This is a genomic window from Sedimentitalea nanhaiensis DSM 24252 (assembly GCF_000473225.1).
Taxonomy (GTDB): domain Bacteria; phylum Pseudomonadota; class Alphaproteobacteria; order Rhodobacterales; family Rhodobacteraceae; genus Sedimentitalea; species Sedimentitalea nanhaiensis.
Window position 1 is genome coordinate 2294822 of record NZ_KI421509.1, and the last position, 14142, is coordinate 2308963.

Annotated in this window: 14 protein-coding genes; 5 read left to right on the forward strand and 9 right to left on the reverse strand. The window is 62.0% G+C overall.

Translation table 11 applies throughout. The annotated features are described in order from the left end of the window. Positions 1–86 precede the first annotated feature (86 nt). The 3 genes from NANH_RS0113070 to clpS are packed head-to-tail and all read right to left on the reverse strand — an operon-like array spanning position 87 to position 2281. A complete protein-coding gene (locus tag NANH_RS0113070; RefSeq protein ID WP_027262431.1) occupies positions 87–887 on the reverse strand; it encodes an SDR family NAD(P)-dependent oxidoreductase in 801 nt (266 codons plus the stop codon). Positions 888–924: 37 nt separating this feature from the next. Then, positions 925–1932, reverse strand: coding sequence for a class I SAM-dependent methyltransferase (locus NANH_RS0113075; RefSeq protein WP_027262432.1), 1008 nt, complete (start codon positions 1930–1932; stop codon positions 925–927). A 7-nt stretch (positions 1933–1939) separates the two neighbouring features. After that, entirely contained in the window at positions 1940–2281 is a 342-nt protein-coding gene (gene clpS, locus NANH_RS0113080) for an ATP-dependent Clp protease adapter ClpS (protein WP_027262433.1), read from the reverse strand. Between the two features lie 93 nt (positions 2282–2374). Between clpS and NANH_RS0113085 the strand changes: the two genes are divergently transcribed. Then, positions 2375–3094, forward strand: coding sequence for an HAD family hydrolase (locus tag NANH_RS0113085; protein ID WP_245601455.1), 720 nt, complete (start codon positions 2375–2377; stop codon positions 3092–3094). 226 nt (positions 3095–3320) lie between these two features. Continuing rightward, a complete protein-coding gene (locus tag NANH_RS0113090; protein ID WP_027262435.1) occupies positions 3321–4784 on the forward strand; it encodes a D-alanyl-D-alanine carboxypeptidase family protein in 1464 nt (487 codons plus the stop codon). Between the two features lie 22 nt (positions 4785–4806). Here the strand turns inward: NANH_RS0113090 and NANH_RS0113095 are convergent, their stop codons facing one another. From NANH_RS0113095 to NANH_RS0113110, 4 genes are all read right to left on the reverse strand, one after another. Continuing rightward, positions 4807–6210: an FAD-binding oxidoreductase gene (locus NANH_RS0113095; protein WP_027262436.1), complete on the reverse strand. Its 1404-nt coding sequence runs from the start codon at positions 6208–6210 to the stop codon at positions 4807–4809. Between the two features lie 24 nt (positions 6211–6234). After that, positions 6235–7362 carry a gamma-glutamyltransferase gene (locus NANH_RS0113100; RefSeq protein ID WP_027262437.1) on the reverse strand — a complete coding sequence of 376 codons (1128 nt, stop codon included), beginning with the start codon at positions 7360–7362 and terminating at the stop codon, positions 6235–6237. 62 nt (positions 7363–7424) lie between these two features. Next, complete coding sequence (gene thpR / locus NANH_RS0113105; RefSeq protein WP_027262438.1) at positions 7425–7967, reverse strand: RNA 2',3'-cyclic phosphodiesterase; 543 nt, start codon at positions 7965–7967, stop codon at positions 7425–7427. 5 nt (positions 7968–7972) lie between these two features. Then, entirely contained in the window at positions 7973–8959 is a 987-nt protein-coding gene (locus tag NANH_RS0113110; RefSeq protein ID WP_027262439.1) for a 2-hydroxyacid dehydrogenase, read from the reverse strand. A gap of 163 nt (positions 8960–9122) precedes the next feature. Here NANH_RS0113110 and NANH_RS0113115 point away from each other — a divergent pair, with 163 nt between their 5' ends. Beyond that, on the forward strand, positions 9123–9599 hold the full coding sequence (locus NANH_RS0113115; protein WP_245601529.1) for an SH3 domain-containing protein: 477 nt from the start codon (positions 9123–9125) through the stop codon (positions 9597–9599). 20 nt (positions 9600–9619) lie between these two features. On the opposite strand, the gene NANH_RS0113120 is transcribed toward NANH_RS0113115, so the two are convergent. Both NANH_RS0113120 and NANH_RS0113125 read right to left on the reverse strand, forming a co-directional pair. Next, complete coding sequence (locus NANH_RS0113120; RefSeq protein ID WP_027262441.1) at positions 9620–11002, reverse strand: sensor histidine kinase; 1383 nt, start codon at positions 11000–11002, stop codon at positions 9620–9622. After that, positions 10999–11670 (reverse strand): response regulator, encoded by a 672-nt coding sequence (locus NANH_RS0113125; protein WP_027262442.1) that lies wholly within the window; start codon positions 11668–11670, stop codon positions 10999–11001. Before NANH_RS0113125 ends, NANH_RS0113120 begins: the two co-directional genes overlap by 4 nt. A 181-nt stretch (positions 11671–11851) precedes the next feature. Here NANH_RS0113125 and NANH_RS0113130 point away from each other — a divergent pair, with 181 nt between their 5' ends. Together NANH_RS0113130 and NANH_RS27975 are read left to right on the forward strand one after the other, a co-directional pair. Next, positions 11852–12967 carry a trypsin-like peptidase domain-containing protein gene (locus NANH_RS0113130; RefSeq protein WP_027262443.1) on the forward strand — a complete coding sequence of 372 codons (1116 nt, stop codon included), beginning with the start codon at positions 11852–11854 and terminating at the stop codon, positions 12965–12967. Positions 12968–13279: 312 nt separating this feature from the next. Next, positions 13280–14137: a CAP domain-containing protein gene (locus tag NANH_RS27975; RefSeq protein WP_081710560.1), complete on the forward strand. Its 858-nt coding sequence runs from the start codon at positions 13280–13282 to the stop codon at positions 14135–14137. The last annotated feature ends 5 nt before the right edge of the window (positions 14138–14142 follow it).

Consider the following 14142-nt stretch of genomic DNA (forward strand, 5'->3'; position numbering starts at 1 on the left):
TCCTTTTCTTGTCTCTTCCTCTTGCCGGAAATATCCCGGGGAGCGCGAGGGGCCGGCCCCTCGCTCCCGGCGGTCCTTCAGCGCGGTCAGTGCGCCGGAGCGGCCACCGGGTCCAGCAAGGTGCGCCCGCCATCCACCGTGATAATCTGACCGGTCATGAACCCCGAAGCCTCTGAGGCAAGAAACTGTACCGCTTCAGCCAGCTCTCCAGGGGCCGCCACGCGGGCCAGCGGGGTATGCGCCTCGATGTCCTGACGGTACTCGCGGTGGTCTTTCAACGTCGATTTCAGCGAATTGCTCATCACCGAGCCAAACGCGACAGCGTTGACCCGGATGCGTTCTGGCGCCAGGGCCACCGCCATCGAGCGGGTCATCTGGTCCAACGCCGCCGAACTGACCGAATAACCCAGCAGATCAGGATGCGTGCGCCGCGCGGCAATCGAGCTGAGGTTGACGATCGATCCCGCCTGTCCCTCGGTCTTGCCCTCGGCCTGCTTCATCATGCGCTTGGCCACCAGTTGCGTCAGGCGCAGCGCTGGCATCAGGTTCTGATTGAGCAGGCCAATCACCGAATCGTCATCCGGATCCAGCGGGTTGGATGGCATGACCTGCCGCGCTCCATTGACCAGGATATCGATTTCATCAAACGCATCCAATGTCGCCGAGAGCAGATTTGCAATCGCCAGCTTTTCCCGCAGATCGCCAGAAAAATGGCGTATGTTTCCGTCTTCGGGATGTCGGCCCAACTCCTCCTGCAGACGTTTTTCATCCATATCCGCAAACATCACGTTTGCGCCCTTTTCGACGAACAGGCGTCCGATCGACAGACCGATACCGTTGGCCCCCCCCGTGACGATGGCGGTTTTGCCAGCAATGGAAAAGGACATGGTAGCGCTCCTCAGAACAGGTCGGACCCGGACGCGCTCAGCGGCGGGTACGATTGGGCGTATGCCGCGGGCGTGCCGGGCGGGATGCATGCAATACCTTGAACCGGGCATTTCCGGCGATTTCTTCAACCCGGCCGAATTTCTCGGTCAGGGCCGTTTCGTAAGGCAAGTGGCGGTTTGCCACCAACCACAGCCCACCGGCCGGCGTCAGCATCCGAGCCGCAGCCTGGATGAACGCCCGCCCCAAGGACGGATCCGCCGCACGCCCGGTGTGAAACGGCGGGTTCATGACCACCGCATCGGCGCGCGACTTTGCCTCCCAGACAAGTGCATCGGCCCAGTGAAACCGCGCCCGAGGGTCAGTCACATTCAATCGCGCACAGTCCAGCGCAGCGTGATCCGCTTCGACCAGATCCAGCCGTTCGATACCCGGATCCCGCAGCATGCGCGCCGCAAGATATCCCCACCCGGCCCCCAGGTCGATGACATGCCGACCCAGCTTGGGCGCAAGCGCCTCTGCCAACAGCCGCGAAGCCGGGTCGATCCCGTCAGCGGAAAACACCCCCGGCGCGGTGGTAAAACCCTCGACCTGTTGCTGTGCCGGTGCCTGCCAATCTGCAAAGGCGGTCGGATCTGCGGTGAACCAGAAAATCTTGCCATGTGCCTTGGCCAACGGGCCATGCACATCGACCCGCGCACGGCAGGCCTTGAGCAGGCTGTCGATGCCATCGGTCTTGGTGCCGTCAACGATGACCATACCTCCGGTGCGCGCGCAGGTCCGGGCCACCAGATCCCGTGCCAGGGCCTTGGCACGCGGCAGGCATATCAAAGCCGCCGCGCAGAGCGTCGCGTCGGCGGGCGCGCAATCATACCCCAATCGCTGGAAATGGTCATGATCGGGTTTGAAAGGCTGAACGACCCGAACCCGGTCCTGCGGCAAGGCGGACAGATCCATATCGGCGCGCGGGTGCAGCACCGCAACGGTGCCGGTGTCGGGCAGAACCAGACCACCTGCATCAAGCGCCAGGGACAGACGGGCGGACATCAGTGCCCTAGTCTTCCTTTTCCATCGTGCACTGCAATGGGTGCTGATGGCGGCGTGCAAAATCCATGACCTGGCCTACCTTGGTCTCGGCGATCTCGTGGCTGAACACGCCAACGACGGCAACACCCTTCTTGTGTACGGTCAACATGATTTCAAAGGCTTGTGCATGATTCAGCCCAAAGAATCGCTCGAGAACATGCACGACAAATTCCATCGGCGTATAATCGTCGTTCAACAGCAGCACCTTGTACAGCGGCGGGCGCTTGGTCCTGGGACGTGTCTCTACCAGGATCGATGTATCGTCATCGTCCCGGCTATCGTCCGACATGATCAAGGGCAGGTGCAGCATGGCGCGGTTGAATCCGGTTTCCGTTTATGTCCTGTGCGTTCATGGCTTATATAACCTTACAGCAGGATTCGAAAAGAGCCAGTAAACAGCCAAATGGCCAAGACGCAGATGAAACAGGAAAAACTGACCACCATTGGATTTGATGCCGATGACACTCTGTGGCACAACGAGCGGTTCTTTCATGACACCCAGGCACAGTTTGCCGCCCTGCTGGCCGATTACGCCGATCCGGATCATCTGGCACAGCGGCTTTTGGCCGCCGAAAAACGCAACATCGGCCAGTACGGATATGGGATCAAGGGTTTCGTGCTGTCGATGATCGAAACCGCGATCGAAATCACCGACCAAAAAGTACCCGCCCGCGTGATTGCCCGGTTGATGGAGACCGGGCGCGAAATGCTTGCCCACCCGATCGAATTGCTGCCCCATGCCGCCGAGACGGTACAGGCCCTGGCTGAAACCCATCGCGTGCTGCTGATCACCAAAGGCGATCTGATGGACCAGGAACGCAAACTTGCGCAATCCGGTCTGGGCGATCTGTTCGATGGGGTCGAAATCGTTTCGGAAAAGACCCCCGACGGCTATGCCCGGATTTTTGAGCGCCACGGTGACGGGGCGGATCGGGGGCTGATGGTGGGCAACTCGATGCGCTCGGACGTGGTGCCCATGATACAGGCCGGCGGTTGGGGGGTGTATGTTCCCCATGGCTTGATGTGGGAAATCGAACATGCCGAGCCACCGCTGGACGCGCCGCGATATCGCGCGCTGGACGATCTGGGCGGGCTTGCCTGGCTGGTGGCACAAATCGGTTAACCCGCGAGCTGGCAACAACCCGCCGGTAACCGATCTTTAACCAATCGCCAATCTAGCGGTTGTGTTCCCACCGCCCCCCACATGTTGATAAAATTTCTTGCGCTCAACTGGTAACAGCTTGCACCACAAGGGTTTATTTGCAGCTTTCTCTGTGCTAGGGTGTCTGCAATAAATCAAAAGTGTCAGCCGGATAACCGGCGGCCCGAGGCAGACAGAGGCAATTATCGTGCAGGTTCGGCGCATTCGCCAGGCCCGTTGGGGTCTGTTTATTTTCACGGCGATCTGGTTGTGCGGTCTGATTCCGCTCAGCGCAGCGGCCGCGCCTTATGCAGCCCATGTCATCGACGCGCGCTCTGGCGAAGTTTTGCATTCACGCAATGCGGATACGCGATTACATCCCGCATCCCTGACCAAGATGATGACATTGTACATCGCCTTCGAGGCGATCCAGAACGGCGAGATCACGTTGGACACCAAGGTACGCATCTCAAGACAAGCCGCGTCCGAACCCCCATCCAAATTGGGGCTGAAATCGGGCCAGCGTATCGCGTTGCGATATCTGATCCGGGCCGCTGCCGTGAAGTCGGCCAATGATGCCGCCACGGCCATCGGTGAGGCGATCAGCGGCAGCGAAGCCGCCTTTGCCCGGCGCATGAACCGCACCGCAAAATCGATGGGTATGAACCGCACCACGTTCAAGAACGCCCATGGTCTGACCGAAAGCGGGCATTTGTCCACCGCGCGCGACATGACAACCCTTGGGCGTCACGTGATTTATGACTACCCCCAGTATTACAACCTGTTCTCGCGCAAGACCGCTGATGCAGGCGTGCGTAAGGTCAGCCACACCAACCGGCGCCTGCTGTCCTCTTACAAGGGCGCGGACGGTATCAAGACCGGTTATACCCGCGCCGCGGGCTTCAATCTGGTGGCATCCGCACAGCGCGGGCGCGAACGCATCATCGCCACGGTGTTCGGGGGCAAATCCACCGCATCGCGCAATGCAAGGGTCGCCGAATTGCTGGATATGGGCTTTCGGCGGGCACCGTCCCGTGCGCCTCTGCGCAAACCGGACCGCCCCGTCTATGCCGGCAATGCGACCACGGTGCCCGGCGCTGCGGGCAAGACCATCCGCCTTGCGGGCCTGGTCCAGAAAAGCCTGCGGCCCAAGGCCCGCACCGCACGTGCACCGGTTCAGGTCGCCGCCGCGATCCCTGCGGCAGCAGTTACACCCCCGGCACCGGATCCCGAAAAGCTGCAGGAGAGCATTGCGGTCGCGATGGCCCAGGCCGCCGAAAGCATTGCCCCGACCGCCCCGGCCACGCGACCGGAACCGCGCCCAACCGAACTGGCCCTCGTCGATGTCGTGGCAACCCATTCTGAACCCGCCGCGGCACAGCCCGATCCGGAACCGGTTGAACCGGAAATCGTCACCCGACTATCCACATCGGGCGGACAGCACTGGGGCATAAACGTTGGCCGCTACGGCAGCCGCTATCAGGCGGAAAAGGTGCTCTTGCGCACAGCCCTGGCCGAGATGTCGACGCTTGACGGCTCGTTGCGTAAAGTCACCCAAAGCAGCAGCGGTTTTGACGCAAATTTCGTTGGCATGAGCCGCGAAACGGCCGACCTGGCCTGCCGTCGGCTGAAGGCGCGCAATGTCACGTGTTTCATGATCGGGCCGTCCTGACGCCGCGGCCCGATCGGTCCGATCATCCGGGCAGGATCTTGCCCGGATTGAGGATGTTGTCAGGGTCCAGCGCTGCCTTGATCGCCGCCATATAGCGTGTCGCACCGCCCAGTTCCTTAGTCAGATAAGGCCGCTTTCCCTGCCCGATGCCATGCTCGCCGGTGCAAGTTCCATCCATCGAAATCGCCAGTTCCGCCAACCAGCCGACATAGTCTTCGGTCCGCGCGACCTCGTCCGCATCCGCCATGTCCACCAGCGGTGACATATGCATGTTGCCATCGCCCACATGCCCCACGAGCGGCGCTTGCAAGCCAAGCTCTTCGGCCTTCGCTGTCGCCGCCGCGACACATTCTGCCAACCGCGATATCGGGACACAAACATCGGTCGCCAGCGCTTTTGCTCCCGGTCGCAATTGCAAGGCGGCCCAATAAAAATCATGGCGGGCCTGCCACAGGCGGTTGCGCTCTTCGGTCGAAGCGGTCCATTCGAACCCGGTCGAACCGAAATCCCCGGCAATCTGACCAAACAGTTCAGCCTGCTCTGCGACGCTGGCTTGCGAGCCGTGAAACTCCAGCAGCAGCAGGGTGGTTTCCGGCAGATCCAGCTTGGAATAGGCATTGACCGCCTTGACCGACAGCGCGTTCAGCAACTCGATCCGCGCCACCGGGATGCCGTATTGGATCGTCGCCATGACCGCCTGACAGGCACCTTCGACCGACTGAAACGAACACCGCGCCGCCGACATCGCCTCGGGGATGCCATGCAGGCGCAGGGTGATGCAGGTGATCAGGCCCAAAGTTCCTTCTGAGCCAACCAGCAATCGTGTCAGGTCATAACCGGCACTGGATTTTTTGGCGCGTTGGGCAGTCTTGATGATCTCGCCATCGGCCATCACCGCCTGCAGCGCGATCACGTTGTCCTTCATCGTACCATAGCGCACCGCATTTGTGCCGCTGGCCCGTGTCGCCGTCATGCCCCCGATGCTGGCATTCGCGCCCGGATCAATGGGAAAGAACAGCCCCTGGTCACGCAGATGCGTGTTGAGCTGTTCGCGGGTCACGCCAGGTTGCACGGTACAGGTCAGGTCCTCGGCATGAACTGCGAGGATCTGATTCATTTGACCCATATCCACCGAAATCCCGCCCGCAGGAGCGTTCACATGCCCTTCAAGCGACGTACCGACACCAAAGGGAATCACCGGCACCTTATGCGCGGCACAAATTTTGACGATGTCCGCAACCTCTTCGGTGGTCTGCGGAAACACCACCGCGTCAGGCGGCTGATTTTCAATCCACGTCGTGGTATGTCCGTGTTGTTCCCGGATCGCCTGACCGGTCTGCAGCCGGTCGCCGAACTGCTGTTTCAGGCTGCCGATTGCGGTGGCAATGCCGGTTTCGTTGCGCGGCAATGGGGATGCCTGTGCCATGATCTTTCCTTTCCCAGCCCCGGCTCATTCGCCCAAGGCTATTCCTTCGCGCCGCGGATCTGCGGCACCCAACAGCCCGATAACGATGGCGTGCAGGCCCGATGTCAAATCGCGCGCATTCACCTCGTACCCTATCGCCTCAAGATCGGCCTGTATGTCAACTGCCGCCGTGCCCAGTTCGACATCATAAGTGCCAAACCGGTTAACCACATGAGGTAGCGCCAGAGCCTGCTGGATGTTCACCCCCCAGTCCAGCCAGCCGACAATCGAGGTTGCGACATAGCCGATGATGCGGCTGCCTCCTGGCGAGCCGATGGCCAGAACAGGTGCGCCGTCTTTCATCACACTGGTCGGTGCCATGGACGAACGTGGACGCTTTCCCGGTTCGATCCTGTTGGCGATGGGTACACCATCGCTGTGACTGCGGAACGAAAAATCGGTGCGTTCGTTGTTCAACAGAAAACCACGCACCATAAGCCGCGAGCCGAACCCGTTTTCGATGGTTGTCGTCATCGACAGGACATTGCCGTATCGATCGACAATCGAAATATGCGAGGTCGACGGGAACCGCGCCAAACGGTCGGCGTCCCCCTCGACCAGCCCGGCAAGGCGCGGCGAAACCGCAAAGCCCTGGTCCGCGTGATCGATAGCGGCACTGAACAACGATGGCCAGGGCGCACGGCCCCAGCGGCGATGCGCCTCGGCCAAAAGCGCGGGCGTGCCCGGCGTGCCAACCGACCGGCCTCCGACCACCGCGTCAAAAAACTTCAGCGGCTCGCCCGCCTCATCCTGAAACAGGCGAGGGGTCGCGGCCAAAGGTGCCGTTTCACGCGCATCCCGTGTGGTCAGTGCACCCGAAGTCGCATCGTACCAAACCAGAAAGGCACCGCCGCCCAGCCCCGATGACTGCGGCTCGACCAGACCCAAGACAGTCTGCACCGTCAGCGGATTCGCCGCTGCGACCATCCAGTTTTCGGCCTGTACCGGCTGGCCGGCGGACTTGGCTTCGAGCGCTGTAGCCACTTGCGGGGAAAGGGTTTCGAACCCGCTGGTCGTCGCTCCCTCGGGGGCAACGCTATCGGCTGCATCCCGCGCAAAAAGTGGCCCTGCCAGCCCAGCCGCCAATGGCAATCCAAGTACGATCCGTTTCATTGTATGCTCCCCCTGAAAGGCCCTTGGCAGGTGGATCTTAACCGCGCTATCGCGGCATGCAATTAGCCCTGCGCCAATTCGTACCGTGCGAGCACATCATGGACCGCGCCGCCCGGTCGTAGGTCGGACCGGAACAACGCAAACGAGCGCGCCTCAAATCTGGGCAGGACAACCCCGGCTTCAGCGGCAAAGAACGCCTGCAACCGCCCAGCGCTGTCTGCGCCCGGACGCAGGCGGGCCAATGTGACATGGGGGTGATAGCGACGGCGCTGCAGCACGATTCCCGCGCGTCTGGCCGCCGCAACCGTGCGGTTGTGCAAACCGGTCAGTGCCGGGTTTTCCGCAACATCCAAAAAGACCTGTCGCGGCCTGTCGCCGCCGAATGCTCCCAATCCGGTCAGGACAACACCGAATTGTGGCCAGCGCAGTCCGGACAGTTCGTCGTGGAAATCCTCCAGCGTGTTGTCCCGCTGGTCATCCAGAAAGGCCAGCGTCAGATGCAGGTTGTCACGCACCACCGGACGGCCCACCGGCAGTCTCGATTGCACCCGCAACAGCGCGTCGATGACCTCATCGGGCAACTCAAGGGCGACGAAGGCCCGCACCGCGCCTACAGCATCGACGGTACGACCTGATCCGGCGGTCGATGCCCATCCTCGAACGTCTTGATATTGATGATGATCTTTTCGCCCATCTCGATGCGTCCCTCAAGCGTCGCCGACCCCATATGAGGCAGCAGCACCACGTTGGACAGCTCACGCAGGCGCGGGTTGATATCGGTGCCGTGCTCATAAACGTCCAGTCCGGCACCGGCCAGTTCTCCGCCGCGCAGCATCCGGGTCAGCGCGTTTTCGTCGATCACCTCGCCTCGGCTGGTGTTGACGATCACCGCGCTGGGTTTCATCAACTTCAGACGCCGTGCGTTCATCAGATGGAATGTACTGGGCGTCGACGGACAGTTGATCGAAATCACATCCATGCGTGCCACCATCTGGTCCAGGCTGTCCCAATAGGTGGCCTCGAACTCATCCTCGATCTCGGGGCGCAAACGTTTGCGATTATGGTAGTGCACCTGCATGCCAAAGGCCCGCGCGCGACGTGCAACCGCCTGCCCGATCCGGCCCATGCCCAGGATGCCCAAACGACGGCCTCCAACACGACCGCCCAACAACGCGGTCGGTGCCCAGCCCTGCCAATCGCCCTTTTGCATCACCGCCAGCCCCTCGGGGATGCGGCGGGTCACGGCCAGCAACAGGGCCATGGCCATATCGGCGGTGTCATCGGTCAGAACCCCCGGCGTATTGCTGACCAGGATGCCACGCTGGCGGGCCGTGGCGACATCGATGTGATCGACTCCGGCCCCGTAATTCGCAATCAGCTTCAGCCGATCACCCGCCTGCCCGATCAAGCGCGCGTCGATTTCATCGGTCACCGTCGGCACCAGCACATCGGCCCCGCGCATCGCCGTTGCCAGATCGCTGCGGCTCATCGGGGTGTCGTCTTCGCGAAGGGTGACGTTGAACAATTCACTCAGCCGCGTTTCGACCTCATCCGGCAACCGTCGCGTAACGACAACACTCAGACGTTCTCTTGGCACTCTGGATCCCCCACCGCTTTTCAAATCAGATCGCACCATGTCATGGTGGCGCAGGAACAGGCGAGGCACAAGAACCTCCGGCGGAAAAACCCGCCATGTTTTCGAGGACGAGCAGGCATTGACAGTCAAGGGTCTTATCGGGCGTCAATTGGTGGCAGGATGTGTGGCATTCTGTCTCGCCACAGCTGCGACCGCAGCACAGGACGCAATCAAACGCGGTCCCGTCACCAATCTACCGATGCCACGATACGTCTCGATGAAAGCGAACGAGGGCAACGTGCGCCGGGGTCCGTCGTTGACCCATCGCATCGACTGGGTGTTCAAACGCCGCGATATGCCGTTGCAGATCACCGCCGAAAACGGCCACTGGCGTCGGGTTCGGGACCGAGACGGTGCCGGAGGCTGGGTGCATTATGCGCTGTTGTCCGGGGTGCGGACGGTGCTGGTGGAAAAGGACATGCTGCCGGTTCGCGCCCGCCCGGATCCGCAATCGCCCCTGAATGCCGCATTCGAACTGGGTGTAATTGCCCGGTTGGGCGAATGCATTCCCGACTGGTGCCGCATCAGCGCGGGCGGGTACCGCGGCTGGGCAGAGAAACGATCCCTCTGGGGCGTCGCACCGGACGAGCTGCGCGACTGATCCGGGTCGCCCTGTTGCGATCACCCCGCGTCAGCGGTGCCGTGCCTGCCCGCGAGCGCCCCAAAGGTCAGGGACACCCGCAGTCCCGGATGGTTGTCTTGCAACACCAGATCCGCCCCGTGCAATCGTGCCACCACCGACACCAGACTCAGTCCCAACCCGCTGCCCGGCGTCATCCGGCTGCGGTCCAGCCGATAAAGCCGCTGCAACACATTTTCAGTTTCATCTGCCGGAATACCCGGCCCCCGGTCCGCAACGCTCAGAACCGCCTTGCCCTCCCGCGCTGTCAGGCTGAACGCGATGGCGGTCCCGTCCGGTGTATGACGCATCGCATTTTCGACCAGATTCGCCATCAGTTGCAGCAGCAGGTTCCGATCGCCCGCGACACGCGGCACGTCGGGCGCAATACGGGCAGTCAGCGCATGCCCGGTCTCGGCGGCGGCGGGTTCATACAATTCAACGCAGGTGGCGACCAGTTCACCCAGATCCACCGGCTGAAACCGCGAACCGGGCGTGCCGGATTCAATCTGCGCGATCTGCAACAGAGAGCCAAAGACCGATACGACCCCGTCCAGCTCCTGCTTGGCCAGGTCCACCAGATCCCGCGACGGGTCATCCAGGCCGGTGCGCTGGGACAGGTCCTCGAGATGCACGGCAACGCGCTGGATCGGGGTCTTCAGATCGTGGGCAATGTCGGATGATACCTGGCGGATAGCCTCGACCGAACCTTCCTGCGCATGGGCCATCTGGTCGATCTTGGCGCCGATCTCGGCCAGATCGTCCGACCATTCCGGCACCGGCCCCACCCGCGCCCTAAGATCGCCGCGGGTCAGACGGTCCAGGGTCTGACCGATCCGGGCCACATGCCGCGCACTGCGCCGCGCCAGGTACAGCCCGCCCGACAGCGCGATCAGGATCGTCGGTACCAGACTAAGGCCGAGGATATTCACGAACACCCGGCGCAGCGCATCGATTTCGGCACGGCTGCGGGCGACGGTCAGCTGCCCGCCATACAGCGAGGTGGTCAACGCCAGGTACTGGCCCTTGAGGTCCGGACTGTCCTGAGACAGGGATACGATGTGATACCCCTCGTCGTCGCGGGCAATGGCCGCGTTGCCATACTGTCGGCGGTTGGGCGCAAGATAACTCAGAACCATTCGCTCGGGATCGGTCTCGCGGGCGACAGCCTCGACCAGGGCGGCCACCGCGCCGGCGTTGGGCGCGGCGCGAAACCCGGCAATGTCCTGGGTCAGGTTGTCGCGTATTCCCTGCTCGAGCGAGCGTTGGGTGACGACATAGCTGGCCGCCAGGCTGATCAGGCTGACCATCGAAAACAGGATCACCAGCCCCAACGCCAATTTGAGCGGCATCGAACGCAGCAGCGAAGACAGCCGCGTGCTCACGCGTCGATCCGATAACCGGAGCCGCGCACCGTCTTGATCAGGTCGCAGTCAAAGGGTTTGTCGACCTTGGCCCGCAGGCGGCTGATATGGGTTTCCACCACGTTGGTCATCGGATCGAAACTGATGTCCCAGATCGATTCCAACAGCATGGTCCGGGTCTGCACCCGCCCCTTGCGCCGCAACAGATGCTCGAGAATCGCGAACTCACGCGGCAGCAGGTCGATTTCCGCCCCGTTGCGGGTCACCTTGCGCGCGATCAGGTCCATCTCCAGATCCCCCGCGCGCAGCACGGTTTCCTGTTCCATCGCCTTGGGGCGACGGGCGAGCGCCGCGACGCGCGCGGACAGTTCGCCAAAGGCAAAGGGTTTGACCAGGTAATCGTCGCCCCCCGCATTCAACCCGCTGATCCGGTCATCGACGCTGCCCAGCGAGGTCAGGAACAGAACCGGCGTCTGGTTCCCCGCACCGCGCAGTGTCTTGACCAGGGTCAGCCCGTCGATCTGTGGCAGCATCCGGTCGACGATCAGCACGTCATAATCGGACCCGGTCGCCTGGATCAGCGCCTCGCGCCCGTCCGTCACCGGATCGACGCTGTGGCCCTCTTCGCGCAATCCGCGCGCGATGAAACGTGCCGTGGTTTCATCATCTTCGACTACCAGTATCTTCATTGCACTGTGGCCTCGGACTGTGCCGGTTGCGCGGGCATTATGGCCCGCACCGGAACTCTATGCGGCGCAAGCCCGGATTTCCACGGCCTGCAATATTACAAATCTGTATAGCCATCAGGATGCCCTTGTAAGCTGTGGCTCCCATTCTTTGTGTCACATCATTCATGAACGGAGCATTCCCATGACAACCACTCTCCCGACACCCCACCGGTTCACCGGGCTTGCCCTGTCGGCGGCTCTGGCCACGACCACGGTTCTGACCCTGTCCCCCTCGGCAGTTCTGGCCGTTCCGGCCGGTGGCTATGGCGATCTGGTCGAAACCGTTTCCCCCAGCGTCGTCTTCATCGAAGTCAGGGGCAAAGCCCGAAACCCCGATATCGCACAGGCAATGCCCAAGGGCCTGCCCGAAGAGTTGCAGCGTCGGTTCAGGGAAATGATGCCGCAGGGTGGCGAAAGCATGCCAAGCCGCGCGGTCGGGTCCGGTTTCATCATCTCGACGGACGGCCAGATCGTCACCAATCACCATGTGGTCCAGGACGCCGAAAGCGTTCTGGTCAAACTCGCTGACGGACGCAGCTTTGAGGCCACCGTCATCGGTGGCGACCCGATGACCGACATCGCCCTGCTCAAGGTGAGCACCGACGAGGACCTGCCAACGGTCAAGTTCGGCGAGTCAGACAGCATGCGCGCCGGCGACGAAGTGGTCGCGGTGGGCAATCCTTTCGGTCTGGGCGGCACGGTCACCTCGGGCATCATCTCGGCCACCTCGCGCAATATCAATTCCGGCCCGTTCGACGATTTCATCCAGACCGACGCGGCCATCAACCGGGGCAATTCGGGTGGTCCGCTGTTCAATAACGACGGCGAAGTGATCGGAGTGAACACCGCGATCTTTTCACCCGACGGCGGTTCGGTCGGTATCGGATTTTCGGTGCCGTCTGATCTGGTGCAGATCATCATCGCCGACCTGCAGGACGATGGCGCGGTCACCCGTGGCTGGCTGGGCGTCCAGATCAAGCCGATGCCCGAAGAGATCGCTTCGGTGCTGGGATATGACACCCCCAAAGGCGCGATGATCGAGGCCGTTTCCAAGGACAGCCCGGCCGAACGCGCCGAGTTGGAAAAAGGCGACATCATCCTGTCGTTCGATGGCACCGAGATTTCCGAGCTGCGCGATCTGACCCGTGCCGTCGCCCTGACCGATCCGGACCACAAGGCCGAGGTCGTGGTGCTGCACAAGGGCAAGGAGGTTACCCGCCAGGTGACCATCGGCACTTTGGGCGAACAGGACGCCTGAGACAGAATCCCATCGGCCGGATGCGCTGGCCGGTGGATATCCCCACGTGAGGGAGGGCCATGTCCAACATTGCGGAGGCGTCGGGGCATGGCCTGTCGCGCTGTGCATGGCCCCTATCGAGCACCAGAGCCCACGTCCCGTCACACCCAGCCGCAATGGGCCCCGACACGGCAGGGAGGTGGCGAAACCTCGCCTTGATCGCCCGATCCTAGGCGTATTTCGGCCCAGCTCCTGCCCCCCGTTCCGATCGGCTTTACCGCCCGTCCGCGATCCGCGATGAACCCTGTAAAACGGGCATGTAGGAGCATGGAAATGTCACGGGCGAACGAACTTGAATGGCTGATGCTGGATCTGATCAACGACGAACGCACGGCCATCGGATTGCAGCCGCTGAAACTGGATCTACGGCTGAATGACTCCAGCGAGGATCATAGCAGCTGGATGCTGCAATCCGACACATTTTCCCACACCGGCATCAACGGCTCGAACGCAGGCGATCGGATGCGGGACGCCGATTTCACCTTTTCCGGCAGCTGGGGCTGGGGCGAGAACATCGCCTGGCAATCCGAGCGCGGCACCCAGGGCCTGGAGGATGACGTCGCCAATCTGCACGCATCGTTGATGAACAGTTCCGGTCATCGCGCCAATATCCTGCGACCGGAATTCGAAACCATCGGGATCGGCATCGAATACGGCGACTACAAAGGCTGGGACGCGGTCATGGTCACCCAGAACTTTGCCCGCACCAGCGCGCCCTTGCAGCTTGATCGACCCGGCGCGCCAGACGACCAGCCCGATCCTCCGCAAGACAACAGCGCCCCACAGCTGATCGTCGATGACATCACGGTCGGCAAGATTGCCGGTGCCCGCAGCACCCGGCTGAAAAAGCATCTGGAATTTTCGGATGCCGACGGCGATGCTCCAATCTGGTACGAGCTTCTGGACATGACGGGACGAGACAATTTTCGCTTTGCCGGCCAGGGCAAATTTGACGCCAGCACGCCGGTTCGCATCGATGCCGACGATCTGGGCAAAATCAGAGTTTATAACGACAAGACTCCCGGCACTTCGACTCTGCAGGTGCGTGCCTCTGACGGCACCGATGTCAGCGCCTGGGAAGAGATCACGCTGACCACACTGTCCGCCGATGACTGGCTGGCGATGGGCTAACCCGG